Source organism: Novosphingobium sp. ERN07 (assembly GCF_012641335.1).
Classification (GTDB): domain Bacteria; phylum Pseudomonadota; class Alphaproteobacteria; order Sphingomonadales; family Sphingomonadaceae; genus Novosphingobium.
Window position 1 is genome coordinate 63,368 of sequence record NZ_JABAID010000017.1, and the last position, 14,776, is coordinate 78,143.

The window sequence follows — 14,776 nt, forward strand, 5'->3', positions numbered from 1 at the left end:
ATGACGACAACCGGGGGCTTGGAAAAGAAGGAAATAATGGGTCCGGTCAATTGGATAGCCGTCATTCTTGCGACGTTAGCCGCGCTCGCTGTCTCAGCGTTTTGGTATGGCCCCGTCTTCGGTCGTGCACGATTGGAGGAAGTGGGGCCGGGTAAGCTCGGCATCCGTCGCTCTCCTGCGCGAACGGCGGCGATCACGGCCGCGCTGCTTTTCATCTCCGCCGCCATGATGGGGCACATGTTTGCCCGCGTGGGCGAAGCTACGCTCGATGTGAAGTGGTGGCTTTATTTCATGATGTCGGGCGGGCTGGCGATTGCCTTCGTCATCCCCTCGCTTTGGATCAGCTATTCGCAGCAACGCATCAGCACGCGACTGGCTTTGATCGACGGCGGGTTCTGGCTCGTTGCCTACCTTTCGATGGGGCTGGCATTCATGCTGGCGTAGGCGTGATTTCCACGATCACGTCGCCAGCTTTCAACGTCGCAGCATCGGCTTCCCAGAACCCGATCGCCGTGCCTGCCCTATAGATGCGCAACCCTCGGCCGCTGGCCAGCGCCGACAGCGGCTTGCCCACTTCGTCCGGCGTAACCTCGCGCTCCACCAGCTGCACGCGGCCTTCGATCGAGGCGAGATCGGTGATGTAATCGGCCACATGCGTACCGTGTGCAGAGCCTGCCATGAGCAGCCCGGTAAAGCGCACAGGATTGATCACGGTTGATGCGCCCGCCTGCCTTGCCAGAACCTCGTTGTCCACCGCGCGCACCACCGTGCTGATCGGCGCATCGGGTGCCAAGTGCCGCGCGGTCAACGTGATCAGGATCGAGGTATCGTCACGCCCGGCGGAGACGAGGATCGATCTTGCCCGGTCAATATGCGCATCCATCAGTGTGGCATCGCGCGTGGCGTCGCCCGCCATTATGTTGCACCCCAGCCGCGCGGCTCTCGCCAGACGGTTTTCGTCGGGATCGATCACCACAATACAGTGCGGTGCGGTGCCACGTGCGATGAGTTCTGCCACTGCTTCCGAACCGGAAATGCCAAAGCCCAGCACCACGATATGGTCGGTGAGGTTCTTCTGGATCTGCGCCATGCGAAACCTTTCCCAGCTGCGCTTGATGATGAAATTATAGGCCGTGCCTACAAAGATGAAGAGCACCGCAATGCGGATTGGCGTCACGATCACGGCTTCGATCAGGCGCGAACGGTCGCTCACCGGAGCGATGTCGCCAAAACCTGTGGTGGTGATCGAAATCATCGTGAAATAGACGACATCGAGGAAGCTGATCTGCCCGTCGTGGGCGTCCTTCAGCCCCGCCCGGTCGATCCAGTGGACCAGCACGACCACCGCCACCAGTCCGAAAGCCGCGCCTAGCCGCAGCCCAAGGTCCGCCCATACCGGAACCTTCAGCGCGCGCCGAAGCAAGTTGCCCGGTTTGCGTCCGCCGCGCCGCAAAAGGTTGAGATCCATCACGTCTACAATCGTGGCGGCAGATAAAGTTCCGGATCGCGGGGCACGTTGTTGCGGCGCAGTTCGAAATGGACAGTGGGGCGCCTAGCCTCGCCGCTCTTGCCGACCAGAGCGATGCGTTCGAAGGCGATTACCTTGTCGCCCTCTTTCACGGTCATCGTGCCGAGATAGGCATAGGCGGTGACGAAGCCGTTACCGTGATCGATCAGGATCAACTGGCCGAAGCGCTCCGGCTCCTTGCCTGCATAGAGCACAGTCCCGGCAGCCGCCGCGCGCACCTTGGTGCCATAGAGCGCAGCAAGGTCGATGCCGTTCGACGGAATGCCCGCAACCCGCTCACCAAAATGCGTCACCACCGCGCCTTCGGTTGGCCATTGCAATTTGGGTGCGTCGGATTCACGCGGGGTGAGCGGCGGGCGAAGTGGCGGCACGGGGCGTGGGCTGGGGGCGGGGCGGGGCACAGCCTTGGGCGTAACCACCGGCGTTGCCGACGGTGAAGGTGTCGGAAGCGGCTTGGGCGCGGCTTTGGGATCGGGACGCTTCAGCACTTGACCGATGCGGATCACGTAAGGGCTGGGAATGTCATTGGCCGCGCCCAGCGCAGCCATGTCCACGCTCCAGCGGCGGGCAATATCCGCAAAGGTATCGCCCGCCTGCACGGTATAGGTCCACGCAACGATGGGGCCACGCGCAGTGGTTTGCGCTACGAGCGGCGCTGCAACCAGCAACGCTACCGTAGCCAGCAGCCGTTTCATCCGGCCAGCGGCACCAGACGGGTCAGCCCGCCCATATAGGGAAGCAGCACTTCGGGCACGCCCACCGATCCGTCCTCCTGCTGGTAGTTTTCCAAGACTGCCACCAGAGTGCGGCCCACGGCAAGGCCCGAACCGTTGAGGGTGTGGACGAATTCCGTGCCTTTTGCACCTTCCGGGCGATAGCGCGCATTCATGCGCCGCGCCTGAAAATCGCCGCAGTTGGAGCACGACGAAATCTCGCGATAAGCGTTCTGCCCCGGCAGCCAGACTTCAAGGTCATAGGTCTTGCGCGCGGTAAAGCCCATGTCGCCGGTGCAGAGCAGCATCTTGCGATAGGGCAGGCCCAGCGCCTGCAACACACCTTCGGCGCACTGCGTCATCCGCTCATGCTCGGCCTCGGAATCCTCTGGCCGCGTGATCGAGACGAGTTCGACCTTCTCGAACTGGTGCTGGCGAATGAACCCGCGCGTATCGCGTCCGGCCGCACCCGCTTCGGAGCGGAAGCACGGGGTTAATGCCGTCATGCGCAGGGGCAACTGCGCATCGTTCAGGATCTGCCCCTGCACCGCGTTGGTCAGGCTGACTTCGGCGGTGGGGATCAACCAGCGCCGGTCGGTCGTGCGGAACAGGTCTTCGGCAAATTTGGGCAACTGCCCGGTGCCGAACACGGCTTCGTCCTTTACCAGCAGCGGCGGGATGCACTCCATATAGCCGTTCTCGCCGGTCTGGCGGTCGAGCATGAATTGCGCCAGCGCGCGGTGCAGGCGGGCCATGCCACCCTTAAGGAAGGTGAAGCGCGCGCCCGCAATAAGCGCGCCGGTTTCGAAATCGAGGCCAAGCGCAGGGCCGAGGTCGGCATGTTCCTTTGGCGTGAACGCAAAATCGCGCGGGGTGCCCCAGCGGCTGACTTCGGCGTTGCCCGCCTCATCCGCGCCTTCGGGCACTTCGGCCGCTGGCAGGTTGGGGATGGCAGAAAGTGCGGCGTTCTGCAGCGCAGTCTGCGTGCGCTCGTCCTCTTCCAGCGCGGGCAGTTCGGTTTTCAGCGCGGCGACCTCGGCCTTCAGCGCTTCGGCGGTGTCCTTGTCGCCTTTGCCCATAGCCGCGCCGATGGCTTTCGAAGCCTCATTCCGGCGGGCCTGCACTTCCTGCATCCGCGTCGCGATGTCGCGGCGGCGGGTGTCCATTGCAAGGATGGACGCAGCCACAGCCTCAACCCCACGGCGGGCGAGGGCAGCGTCAAAGGCTTCCGGGTTTTCGCGGATCAGGCGGATATCATGCATGGGCGCGGCTATGCCGCCTTGATCCAGCGGTGGCAAGAGTCAGAGACGTGATGCAAGAACCAGCGCTTCAAGTGACAGGGACGCGCCCAGCAGGGGATCAGATGCCTCTGCCAGCATATGTAGAGCGGCAAGGCGCTCGGCCCCTTCCTCGGCGTGGTGCCGGGCCAGTGCGGTCATCGCTGTGTCGAGCGATGCAAGCGTGGGGCAGGCGGCGATGGTGAGCGCAAGGGCCACCGCGCCGGGCACTTCGGAAGGAAGCAATGCGCTTGGCACGGGCATCGGCACGGATTGCGCTGGACCATTGAACGGAAATACGGTGCGGCGGGCAGCGATGCTGCCGATGGGGGCAGTCGCGGTATCGCGCGCAAGCCCCGGATCGTCTTGCGCCACCAGCCACATACGCCGCATGACCAGCCAGCGCGGGTCCATCGGGAAATATTGCAGTGCGCCACCGGGACCAGCTTCGATCGTGTCGTCGGCTAGAACCGGGGCGGACAGCGGCAGCGTGCCTTCCGGCAAATGGCTGCCCATTTCGAGTTCGATCCGGGCGTCAACGGCGTGGCCGCGTGCTGGCCTGAGATCCAGCACGGCATCGCCTTCGATCCGCTCGTTGCCGAGATCCACCGATGTCCGACCGATAGAGAGCGGGCCGATGTCGGCCAAGCGCCGCAGATCGCCTGGCGGCAGCGCAGTGACCAGATCGGCATGGATCTGTTCCGGGGCTAGTAGGCAAACAGCACGGTCGAATTGCAGCATATCGGGCACGGCAGGGGCGGAACCGGATGTTGCGCGGTTTTGCCGCAGCATTAGATAGTGCGGCCATTCTCCGACGATGGCATCGGCAACAAGCGCTTCGCCTTCCGGCGACAGCGTGTCGCTGAAATAGGGCTGAACCGGGCCGCCGCCAAATCGGTGCTGACTGTCGATCAGAACGATCCGCCGCTGTTTTGCCCTGTCCCGGTTGGCAAGGGCGATCAACGCAGCCGAGAGGCTGCTGCCGACGATGATCAGCGTTTCCATTGAGGTATCCATTGCGGAGCGGGTGACGTTTTGAACCAGAATGGCCGGACTTCTAACGGTACGCTGCCTGGTGTGTCGACAGCGCAGAATGGAAGTACAAGGGCGTTGAAAGTCAGAACTTATCTTTAGTTAGGCGCAGAACTTTGTCGGATCGTAAGAATGACAAGGGGTTACGTAACAACAGGTTCATATTGGCGTGCAGCACCATTTCATTCTGATGGAGGCTAACCTGTTGAAAAGAAGAAGTGAAAGTACATAATTCATCACATTCTTGACATTGTGGTTAATAAAACCTTTTTTCCGCAGATAAGTGACACTACTTAATCTAGCCGTAACGGAGCGAATCGGGGGCCACGATGTTGGGGGCAAGCCGTGCGCTGTGGCATTTTGCTGCGGTGCCTGCAGTGTTGTGCGCGCCTCAGGCGCAGGCGGCCAGCGCGCAACTCGTGCTTGCAGGCAATGTTCCGGCGCATTGCACCATTTCGGGCGCGGCCGGCACGCTCAGCCTGGGTGAAGCATCGCGCGGAGCGACGGGCGATGTCGGCAATGTCGCTGTCACCTGCAACCTCGTCGATGTGGGGCCTTCCATCACGCTTTCCAGCGCCAACCGTGGCCTGAAGATCGACGGTGGGGAGCAATTGATCCCCTATGGTCTGCAATGGAATCTGCCCGGCACCACCGCGTTCGATGCGGTCACATCCACCGATGGCACGGTGACCGCGCAACTGGATGCTTTTGCGCCCGGTACGGCGCAATCGGCGCACGTCATCGTCAACGTTTCTGCCGCAGCCGCCAGTGGCAAGATGGCAGGAACCTACCGCGATGTCATCGTGATCAGCATCTCACCCTGATTTTTCGCCCCTTTTGCGTGGGCATCACCCAATTCCGGCGGCAGGCCCGTCCTGCCGCCAGAATGTACCGGCCTTTCGGACCAGACCGAGAGGCATCAAAGAGGAAACCGACATGAAGAAGCTTTTTGCTCTTTCCGTTCTGGCCGTGGCTGCTGCTGCTGCCCCTGCCGTTGCCGCTCCCATCGATGGTTCGACCATTTCGGTCGCTGTCGATGCGTCGCTTGCAAAGGCCTGCGCCTTTGATTCGGGCAACTCCACCAGCAGCCTGACGCTGGGCAATGATGCGCGCGACGCTAACGGCACGGTCGCCTATTCGTGCAACTACATCGGCACGCCTGTGGTGACGATCACCAGCGCCAACGGCGCGCTTGCTCCCAGCCCAGCATCGGCTGCATGGGGCGCCGTGCCTGTTGCCTATCAGATCGTCTACGGTGATCGCGCCACCCAAAACAGCGGTAGCACGGGCCTTCTCGCCAGCGAATTTGTCGATGGGCTTTCGTCCACCACCGACCAGTTGGGATGGACCAGCACGACCGAGCCAAACGAAACCGTTTCGCCCACGCTGTCTCTCTACCTCACTCGCCCGATCACCATCGCTGGTGACTATTCGGACACGCTGACCTTCACGATTGCACCGTAAGGTAAAGAGATCCGCGCCGCCTGTCGTTGATGGGCGGCATATATTGGAGAGGAGTTTCACATGAAGAAATCTCTCTTTCTCGCGGCTGTGATCGCTGCTCTGCCCACTGCGCCCGCTTTTGCGCAGGAAGCAGGCACCTCGCTTGCGGTTTCGCTTGGCGCTTCGCTGCCCAAGTCATGCGAGTTCAAGCGCAACGCTTCGTTGGTGGACGTAACGCTCAGCAACGAAGTGCCGGACGCCGCTGATCGGGTTGCCTATTCGTGCAACTATATCGGCACGCCTGTGGTGACGATCACCAGTCTCAACGGCGGACTTGCGCCGGATCAGGCGTCGGTGGCGCTTGGGGCAACGAAGGTGGATTACCAGATCGCCTTTGGTGACAACGTAACTGTCACCGGCGGCGCATCGGGTCGTCTTGCATCGGAATTCCTGACTGGCGTATCCTCGCCAGATGGGGCCGGTGCCTGGACCCGCAGCACTGCTCCGAATGTGCGGATACGGCCAAGGCTTTCGCTGCATCTGACCCGTCCGATCGAAATTGCTGGCGATTATTCCGATACGCTCAGCTTCTCGATCGCTCCGTAAGGCGAAGCGGGATGGGGTGCGCGTGGGCAACACGCGCACCCTTTTCCATCTCCATCTCATGCGTCGTGGAATGCCTCTCAAATACGCTTTCACCATGATCGCTGGCCTGTTTGCCGCGTCGCTCCCCGAAACGGGCGCAGCGCAGGAAGGGCCGCGTGCCACCCGCGCGATCGTGGTGCAGGTTCTGGCGCAGGCCGCGCGCGATTGCCGTATCGTGGCTGCCGAGGCCGCGGAAACGCCTGATCCGCTTGCCACTGGCTGGCAGCTCTTGTCGATGCCCAGCATCACCTGCAACTACCGGGGATCGCCCACCGTGCGGTTGTGGAGCCTGAATAGCGGCGCACTCGCGCCAGATGGGGCCGTTCCCGTCGCGCAGACCGCAAGCCTTCCCTATGAACTGCGCATAGGCGGCCAGCCCGTGGGCCGCCCCGGCGGCACGGCTGCGCCGCTCAGCGCCGTGCTTCCGCTCATCGAACCGCTGTTGCCGCGCCCTACAGAGATTGCGCTGCGGTTTGTCGATGGCGCTGGCACGCCCGCAGGCGATTTTGCCGATACGATCTACCTGGAGGTCATCCCATGAAATTTCGTCGCTTCCGGCCCATCGTGCTGGCCTGCGCTGCCGTGCTCGGCCTTGTGCTGCCGCAAGCCCCTGCTGCTGCCTATCAGGTCGCGCCGATGATTTACGACCTCAAGCCATCGGGCAGTGGCGCGGCCACGATCATCCGCGTGCGCAACGATGGCGACAAGCCGCTGACCATCGAACTCGAAGCCGAAAAGCGCGCGTTCGACGAAAACGGCGCCGAAACCCGCACGCCTGCTGACGACGATTTCGTGCTTTTCCCCGTGCAGGCCGTCGTGCAGCCGGGCAAGACGCAGGCGGTGCGCGTGCAATATGTCGGCAAGCCCGATCTCGCCCAATCCGAAACCTATCTCGTCACCGTGCGGCAGGTGCCGGTCGCCTTGCCCGATCAGAAGCAGAGCGGGGTGCAGATGGTCTTCAACTTCTCGACGATGGCCACCATCGTGCCCGAAGGGGCCAAACCCGCGGTTACTGTTGTTTCCACAACCCGCGAAGGTGCCGATACCGTGCTGCGCCTGCGCAATGACGGCAATCGCTATGCCAATATCGGTTCGGCCAAAGTCAGCATTGGTGGCCAAACGGTGAGCGACGAGGAATGGCGCAAGGCGTTGCGCTCGGTCTGGCTTCTGCCCGGAAACGATCGTGTCGTGCGCATACCCGGCGCGCCTGCAACCGGTGATATCACCTTCGAACTGGGAGAACAGGCGAGCTGATCGCGCTTTAGCGTCCGCTCCTCATTTCCATGCCCCCGGCTTCCGCCTCTTCCACGCTCAGCGATTTGCGCGCGGCCCTTATGGCCAGCGCCGCTTCGGCTGCGTTTTTCGGGGCCAGTCCGGCTTTTGCGCAACCCGAAGATGCGCTCATGGCGCAGTCACCGGCAACGCGCCTTACCGTCCCGCTGCTTTATGACGGCAGCTATCGCGGCGATGTGCCGGTGGCGATTGATGGAGATCGCGTCGCGGTCTGGACCAGCCAGCTTGTCACGCTGATCGGGCCGCGCCTTTCGTCCGAAATGCGTGATCGCATCTTTGCTGCGGCCACCACCCCTGTTGCGATCGATCTCGACGCGCTCAACCGGCTGGGTATTCAGGCCAGTTTCAACACGGAAACACTGGAACTGTCCGTGTCGATCCCGCTCGCCGCACAAGGGCAGCAATCGGTGTCCGGTGCCGCGCTGATCGATGGTGACGAGCGCGATTTCCTGAAGTCGAGCAACTTTTCCGCCACCGCTACCGTGCTGGTCAGCCAGCGCCGCGTCTGGCAATCCCCCACCGAGGCTACGGGCTTCAAGCCAGTGCAGGTCACCGCTGATCTTGCCGCCAATATTGGCGGTGCGAAGGGCGTTTTCCTGTTCAGCCAGCACACCTACGATGGCCAAACCCGTAGCTTCCAGCGCGGCAACAGCGAGCTTGTGTTCGATCTGGCCGATGCTGCAATCCGCACCACGGTGGGCGATGTTGCCGGGATACCGCAGGGATTCCAGACGTCGCCGCTGGTCGGCGGCATATCGGTGCAGCGTGCGTGGAACGAGTTGCAGCCGCTGCGCAACATTCGCCCATCAGGGCAAGCCAGCTTCGTGCTGGATAGGCCATCGACCATTGACGTGGTGGTCAACGGTGCAGTGGTGCGTTCGATGCAGCTCCAGCCGGGGCGTTACGATCTCAACCAGTTGCCGTTCGTCAACGGCCTCAACGAGGTCGAACTATATGTGCAGGACGAGCAGGGGCGCCGTCTGCTCACCACGTTCTCGCAGTTTTACACTGCGCGCCTGCTGGCCAAGGGATTGCTCGATTTCAGTCTCACCGCCGGTGTGCTGGAGGATCTTTCCGGCACGGGGTCGCGCTATCGTGGCAAGGAGGCTTCGATCAGCGGCTGGGCGCGCTATGGTGTGTCCAGCAACCTGACGCTCGGCGCCAATTTTCAGGCAGGCGGGCATCTCGTTTCAGGCGGCGTCGAAGGTGTCGTCGCCACTGGCCTTGGGGCGTTTTCCGCTGTTGCCAGCGTCAGTCGTGCGACAGTAGATGGCGTGGCCGGGCGCGGCGGCCATGCGGTGCTGGTCGGGTACGATGGCCAGTTCGGTGATCTTGGTCCCTTCCATCAACTCCGCCTCAATGCCGATTGGCGGCTGACCAGCCGCAATTTTGCCCAGCTTGGCCAACAGCAGGCAAACACCGTAAGATCGCAATTGCAGGCCCGCGCAACCGCGCGGTTTGCTGCGGGCATCAATGCAGGCTTCAGTTATCTGCGCAGCACCGGATACGATCTGAATCCTGATCGTCAGCAGTTCTCGGCGCAGTTGCGCAAATCGTGGGGACGCTTTGATCTTTCGGGCAGCTTTGACCGGATATCCACGACCGGACAGCCGCGCGATCATCGCGTGCTGCTCACCGCAAGTATGCGGCTTGGCCGCTCGCAGGATCTGCGTTCAAGCTACGACAGTCGCTCGCAAGTTGCGCGCGTCGATTACACGCGGTTTGCGCGCGATGAAGTTGGCACGCTAGGCATCCGTGCGGGCGTTGAACGTACACCGGGCACCATCAGCGCAACCGGGCAGGCGCTTTACAACAGCAACGATTTCCGTCTCGCGCTCGATCACCGTGTGTTCCGCAGCAATGGTGGCAATGCAGGTAGGAACGGGGGCACCGCGCAGGAAAGCCGCTATACCGTTTCCACGCAGGTCGCGATGGCGGGCGGCAAAATTGCCTATGGCCGCCCGGTCGGCTCGCGCTTTGCCATCGTTTCGGCGCACCCCACGCTCAAGGACGCGCATCTTAGTCTGACAGACGGGGCAACCCGCAAGAACCCGCTGGCTAAAGCGCGCAAGGGGCGCCCAGCGCTGGTGGCGCTAGGCTCGCCCTATCTGACAAGCCGCATCAAGGTGGACGTGGATCGCCTGCCTGCGGGCTATGATATCGGTCCGGGCGAATACCGGATGAAGCCTACCCCAGCGGCGGGTTATGCCATAACGGTCGGCTCGGATGCGTCGCGCATGATCATGGGCGTCGCGCTCGACGCTGCCGGGCAGCCGCTGGCGCAGATGGGCGGCACGCTGATATCGCTCGATGATCCGAACATGGCACCGGTGCTGGTCTTCACCAATCGCAATGGCCGCTTCGTGGTATCCGGGTTGAAACCAGGCCGCTACGAACTGCGCATGGGCAACGACGGTGCGTGGCGCATTCCGGTGGTTGTCCCGAAGGACGACGAAACCACAATAGCGCTGGGCACACTACGCCTTGCCCCCCGAAAGGCTTCCCGATGAACGTTGTGAAGGGATGGGCGACAGCAGCAGTGTTGGTGCTGGTGGGCATTGCAACCGCGCCTGCACCAGCGCAGGCGGCGTGCAAGGGCGGGCTGACTGCGGGCGCAGCTCCGGTCGTGTCCTACGATCCTTTCGAAGGCGAAGTCGTGGTCACCGCAACGCTTGATGCGTCGCGCAACAACACGTCGTGCACGCCCGGTCTCGTCATCACCAGCGCGGCTGGCAGTGGTGGAGGCGGGGCTGATCGCGTGGCGCGGCAGGGCAGCGCCACGCTGGCCTATTCCATCACTGACATCACCGGGCAGGTCTATCGCAACCAGCAGGGTGCGGCCTTGCCTATCGTTCTACCGACACAAAGTCAGCCCGCCACGCAGACCATCAGGCTGCGGATTGCGGGCGGGCAGATGGCGCAGGTCGGCACATACACCGACACTCTGCAGATCGTCCTCGTCGATCTCGAACGCGCGGGTGAGATGATCACGCCCGATCATGGCATGGTCAATACGATCGCGGTGCCCGTCACGATCACGGTATCCAGCAAGGCGCAAGTCAACATTGCAGGCAGTTCAGGCGCGTTCGGCACTTTCGCCATCGCCGCGCTCGATTTCGGTGAATTGCAGCGCGGCACTATCCGCAACGCCTTTGTTCAGGTTCGCGCCACCAGCGGGATGCGGATCACGGTGGCCAGCGCCAACAGCGGCGCATTGGTGCGTCTTGGCACCAGCTACCAGTCGCGCGTGCCCTATGCTCTCCGGCTTGACGGCACTGACCTGCCGCTGGCTGCGGGGGCGCAGTCGCTGCATGTCGATCAGCCTGCCACGGTGCAGGGCAGCAATCTGCCGCTGGCCGTGGAACTGGCCGGGGCGACCGATGGTCTGCCCGCAGGAACCTATCAGGATGTCATCACTGTGGATGTCGTCCCCGATTGATCGTCTCACTGCACAAGTATTCTCCCTGACTGGTAGCCGACACCGCCAGAAAGCATTCGTCTTCAAATATCGCGTTTCCAGAACGACGGGAGCGCGTGATGAGGATGATCATGTCAGGATCGGCAAGAACTCTGGCCTTGGCCGCGCTCGCCTTTGCAGCGCAGCCTGCGCAGGCCGATACGATTGCAGTGGTCGTGCGCGTTCATGTTCCGCCCACTTGCGCCGCCGACGCGAACGGCTCGATCACATGCAACGATCCGCGCCTGCGCGCTTCTCAAGCTGGCTTGCCAACTATCACGACCATCACGTCTGGCGGCACAAACGGTCCTGTGATCACAAGATCGTTCGCCCCCTGACGGTCAGGGCCGGGGACAGGTATTCAGGCCGATCAGCGTATAGAGTGGACATGTGCGCATCAGTCCGGTCAGCAATGGCACCACGCCGATCCATCCAAGCGGCGTCTTCGGTCCGACGAACACCAGCGCGATCAGCACAAGGCCCAGAACGATACGCAACACGCGGTCTATACCGCCGACATTCAGCTTGAACATGGGATCCTCCTTTCAGGACAGATCAACCATGACAGTGTATATTAGCGTTTCATTGATTTAACGCAAAACCGGAAAGCGTTTTCCTACACCACGGCAAGCTGGCACTGTCTGGCCCATGAACCGCCAGCCTTCCTGTCCTGTTCCTACCGTTCTAGCGGCAAAGCCGCCGCGCCTTCGCGGCCAAATTCGGGTGGATATACCTGCGCCAATTTATGCTCATGGACCGTGTAAACTGTGTAAACCTTTTCAGGAAAGTCGCTGCAAACCTGAACGAAAAGTCCTGACCCTGCCGGTTCATTCCCCGCTGGACAAACCCTTCCGTGTTGGCAAATGGAAAGACAATGCCAACGATTTCGTGCCAGAAGGTGCGCGATAGCCAAGTCAGGATCAAACAAAAGCCATGTGCGGAATTATCGGGATCGTCGGCAAGGAACAGGTGGCAGATCGGCTCGTAGATGGCCTGCGCCGCATGGAATATCGCGGTTATGACAGCGCGGGCGTCTGCATGGTCGAAGACGGGCATCTTGTCCGCCGCCGGGCCGAGGGTAAGCTCAACAATCTCGTCGTCGAACTGGCCCGCAATCCAGCCTCCGGCCTGATCGGCATTGCCCACACCCGCTGGGCCACTCACGGCGCACCCACCACCAGCAACGCGCATCCTCATGCTACCGATGAAGTGGCACTGGTCCACAACGGCATCATCGAAAACTTCAAGCCGCTGCGCGAAGCCCTGATCGCGCGGGGCCGCAATTTTGAAAGCGAAACCGATACCGAAGTCGTCGCGCACCTCGTCTCCGAACAGGTGGAGGCGGGCCTCAGTCCGCAGGACGCGGTCAAGGCCGTGCTGCCCCAGTTGCGCGGCGCCTTCGCGCTCGCCATCGCCTTCCGTCAGCATGATGACATGCTGATCGGCGCACGCCTCGGCTCGCCCTTGGTCGTCGGCTACGGCGAAGGCGAAACCTATCTGGGGTCGGATGCCCTCGCACTCGCTCCGCTCACGCAGAAGATCACCTATCTTGAAGAGGGTGACTGGGTAGTCATCACCCGCGATGGCGCGCAGATTTTCGATGTAGACGATAATCCGGTGCAGCGCCCTGTCGTCGCGTCAGGCGCAACTGCCGCTGCGATCGAGAAGGGCAATTATCGCCACTTCATGCAGAAGGAAATCTTCGAGCAGCCGGTCGTCGTCGCGCAAACCTTGCGTTCCTACCTCCGCCGGGTCGAGCAGACCGTCGCCTTGCCGCAGATCGATTTCGACCTCGCAAGCGTGAATCGCGTCACCATCGTCGCTTGCGGCACCAGCTTTTATGCCGGCATGGTCGCCAAATACTGGTTCGAACAGTTCGCTCGCCTGCCGGTGGACATCGATGTGGCATCCGAATTTCGCTACCGTGATCCGGTGTTGGAACCGGGCGGCCTCGCCCTGTTCATCTCGCAGAGCGGCGAAACGGCTGACACACTGGCCGCGCTGCGCCATTGCAAGCAGGCAGGCCAGACCATCGCTGTCGTCGTCAACGTGCCGACCAGTTCGATGGCGCGCGAGGCGGATCTGCTGCTGCCGACGCACGCCGGGCCGGAAATCGGCGTCGCCTCGACGAAGGCGTTCACGTGTCAACTCGCTGTTCTGGCCGCGCTCGCGGCGCACCTCGCGGTCAAGCGCGGTCGCCTGAACCGCGAGGAAGAGGCTGCAATTGTCGAGCAGCTCGTCGAAACGCCTGCCTGCCTAAACGCCGCGCTGGCACATGACGAAGAGATCGCCGGCATGGCGCACCTTATCGCCCCTGCGCGCGACGTGCTCTATCTCGGGCGCGGTCCCGATTATCCGCTTGCGTTGGAAGGGGCGCTCAAGCTCAAGGAAATCAGCTACATTCACGCCGAAGGCTATGCCAGTGGCGAGATGAAGCACGGCCCTATCGCCCTGATCGACGAAGCGGTGCCCGTCATTGTGCTCGCCCCCAGCGGCCCGCTGTTCGAAAAGACCGTCAGCAACATGCAGGAAGTCCGCGCGCGCGGCGGCAAAGTCGTACTGATCTCCGACGCCGAAGGCATTGCCGAAGCAGGTGAGGGCTGCCTCGCCACGATCGAGATGCCCAAAGTCCACCCACTGATCGCGCCGCTGGTCTATGCCGTGCCCGTGCAATTGCTGGCCTATCACGTCGCAGTAGCCAAAGGCACCGACGTCGATCAGCCGCGCAATCTCGCAAAGTCTGTCACTGTAGAATAGCGTTCGCCGTTATGCGTCTGGCGCTCTACGAACCCGAAATTGCCGGCAATGTCGGCGCGGTGATGCGGCTGGGTGCCTGTATGGGCGTCGATGTCGATCTGATTGAGCCTATGGGATTCGTCTGGGATGATCGCCGCGTCCGCCGTGCTGCGATGGATTACATCGATCACGTTGCCGTGAAGCGCCATTCGAACTTCGAATCGTTCCGCTCCTCGCTGGACGGGAGCCGAATCGTTCTCTTCACCACCAAAGGCCATGAATCGCTCCACGATTTCCGCTTCATGCCCAGCGACGTGCTGCTGTTCGGCAAGGAAAGCGGCGGTGTGCCCGATTCCGTTGCCCGAGCGTGCGATACCCTCGTGCGAATTCCTATTCGTCCGCAGGTCCGCTCGCTGAACCTCGCAATTGCCAGCGCCGTCGCACTGGGCGAGGCCCTGCGGCAGGTGGACGGCTTCAATCACTAAGTCGTTCACGCGCTTTGACGGCTTTCTGGAACTGTCCGCGCAGTAATTTTCAAAAAAGTGACAATCCCCTGTTGACGCGACTCGTTGGTGGTCATAGAGGGCCTCTCACCGCAGCGGAGTTGCTGAGCAGCTTTGGAGCGGTCGCCAACATAGACGGACACTCAGTC

At 62.1% G+C, this 14,776-nt stretch carries 16 protein-coding genes; 11 read left to right on the top strand and 5 right to left on the bottom strand.

Annotated features, from left to right (window positions below; translation table 11 throughout):
* Window positions 1-36: 36 nt before the first annotated feature.
* On the top strand, window positions 37-444 hold the full coding sequence (locus HGI47_RS17675) for a DUF1761 domain-containing protein (RefSeq protein WP_168854091.1): 408 nt from the start codon (window positions 37-39) through the stop codon (window positions 442-444).
* Here HGI47_RS17675 and HGI47_RS17680 read toward each other — a convergent pair.
* From HGI47_RS17680 to HGI47_RS17695, 4 genes are read right to left on the bottom strand one after another with little or no spacing between them, the layout of a single operon-like run.
* On the bottom strand, window positions 431-1,468 hold the full coding sequence (locus tag HGI47_RS17680) for a TrkA family potassium uptake protein (protein WP_168854092.1): 1,038 nt from the start codon (window positions 1,466-1,468) through the stop codon (window positions 431-433). The two genes, HGI47_RS17675 and HGI47_RS17680, sit on opposite strands and share 14 nt — an antisense overlap.
* 5 nt (window positions 1,469-1,473) lie before the next feature.
* Window positions 1,474-2,223 carry a M23 family metallopeptidase gene (locus HGI47_RS17685; RefSeq protein ID WP_168854093.1) on the bottom strand — a complete coding sequence of 250 codons (750 nt, stop codon included), beginning with the start codon at window positions 2,221-2,223 and terminating at the stop codon, window positions 1,474-1,476.
* Window positions 2,220-3,503: a serine--tRNA ligase gene (gene serS / locus HGI47_RS17690; protein ID WP_168854094.1), complete on the bottom strand. Its 1,284-nt coding sequence runs from the start codon at window positions 3,501-3,503 to the stop codon at window positions 2,220-2,222. Before serS ends, HGI47_RS17685 begins: the two co-directional genes overlap by 4 nt.
* Before the next feature lie 39 nt (window positions 3,504-3,542).
* Window positions 3,543-4,523: a hypothetical protein gene (locus tag HGI47_RS17695; RefSeq protein ID WP_168854095.1), complete on the bottom strand. Its 981-nt coding sequence runs from the start codon at window positions 4,521-4,523 to the stop codon at window positions 3,543-3,545.
* A gap of 356 nt (window positions 4,524-4,879) precedes the next feature.
* Between HGI47_RS17695 and HGI47_RS17700 the strand changes: the two genes are divergently transcribed.
* The 8 genes from HGI47_RS17700 to HGI47_RS17735 all read left to right on the top strand — a co-directional run bounded on the left by HGI47_RS17700 (window position 4,880) and on the right by HGI47_RS17735 (window position 11,726).
* Window positions 4,880-5,374, top strand: coding sequence for a spore coat protein U domain-containing protein (locus HGI47_RS17700; RefSeq protein ID WP_168854096.1), 495 nt, complete (start codon window positions 4,880-4,882; stop codon window positions 5,372-5,374).
* 112 nt (window positions 5,375-5,486) lie between these two features.
* Window positions 5,487-6,014: a hypothetical protein gene (locus HGI47_RS17705; protein WP_168854097.1), complete on the top strand. Its 528-nt coding sequence runs from the start codon at window positions 5,487-5,489 to the stop codon at window positions 6,012-6,014.
* Between the two features lie 60 nt (window positions 6,015-6,074).
* The gene (locus HGI47_RS17710; RefSeq protein WP_168854098.1) at window positions 6,075-6,599 is read left to right on the top strand and encodes a hypothetical protein; all 525 of its coding nucleotides are present in this window, start codon (window positions 6,075-6,077) and stop codon (window positions 6,597-6,599) included.
* Between the two features lie 94 nt (window positions 6,600-6,693).
* Entirely contained in the window at window positions 6,694-7,179 is a 486-nt protein-coding gene (locus HGI47_RS17715; RefSeq protein ID WP_168854099.1) for a hypothetical protein, read from the top strand.
* Entirely contained in the window at window positions 7,176-7,892 is a 717-nt protein-coding gene (locus HGI47_RS17720; RefSeq protein ID WP_168854100.1) for a molecular chaperone, read from the top strand. Before HGI47_RS17715 ends, HGI47_RS17720 begins: the two co-directional genes overlap by 4 nt.
* A gap of 65 nt (window positions 7,893-7,957) precedes the next feature.
* Window positions 7,958-10,441 (top strand): fimbria/pilus outer membrane usher protein, encoded by a 2,484-nt coding sequence (locus tag HGI47_RS17725; protein WP_168854101.1) that lies wholly within the window; start codon window positions 7,958-7,960, stop codon window positions 10,439-10,441.
* Window positions 10,438-11,370, top strand: a complete 933-nt coding sequence (locus HGI47_RS17730; RefSeq protein ID WP_168854102.1) for a spore coat protein U domain-containing protein — start codon at window positions 10,438-10,440, stop codon at window positions 11,368-11,370. Before HGI47_RS17725 ends, HGI47_RS17730 begins: the two co-directional genes overlap by 4 nt.
* A gap of 98 nt (window positions 11,371-11,468) precedes the next feature.
* A complete protein-coding gene (locus tag HGI47_RS17735; protein WP_168854103.1) occupies window positions 11,469-11,726 on the top strand; it encodes a hypothetical protein in 258 nt (85 codons plus the stop codon).
* A 3-nt stretch (window positions 11,727-11,729) separates the two neighbouring features.
* Here HGI47_RS17735 and HGI47_RS17740 read toward each other — a convergent pair whose 3' ends face one another.
* Window positions 11,730-11,921, bottom strand: coding sequence for a DUF2892 domain-containing protein (locus HGI47_RS17740; RefSeq protein ID WP_168854104.1), 192 nt, complete (start codon window positions 11,919-11,921; stop codon window positions 11,730-11,732).
* Window positions 11,922-12,321: 400 nt separating this feature from the next.
* Here HGI47_RS17740 and glmS point away from each other — a divergent pair, with 400 nt between their 5' ends.
* Entirely contained in the window at window positions 12,322-14,145 is a 1,824-nt protein-coding gene (gene glmS, locus HGI47_RS17745) for a glutamine--fructose-6-phosphate transaminase (isomerizing) (RefSeq protein ID WP_168854105.1), read from the top strand.
* A gap of 11 nt (window positions 14,146-14,156) precedes the next feature.
* Entirely contained in the window at window positions 14,157-14,609 is a 453-nt protein-coding gene (locus HGI47_RS17750) for a tRNA (cytidine(34)-2'-O)-methyltransferase (RefSeq protein ID WP_168854106.1), read from the top strand.
* The last annotated feature ends 167 nt before the right edge of the window (window positions 14,610-14,776 follow it).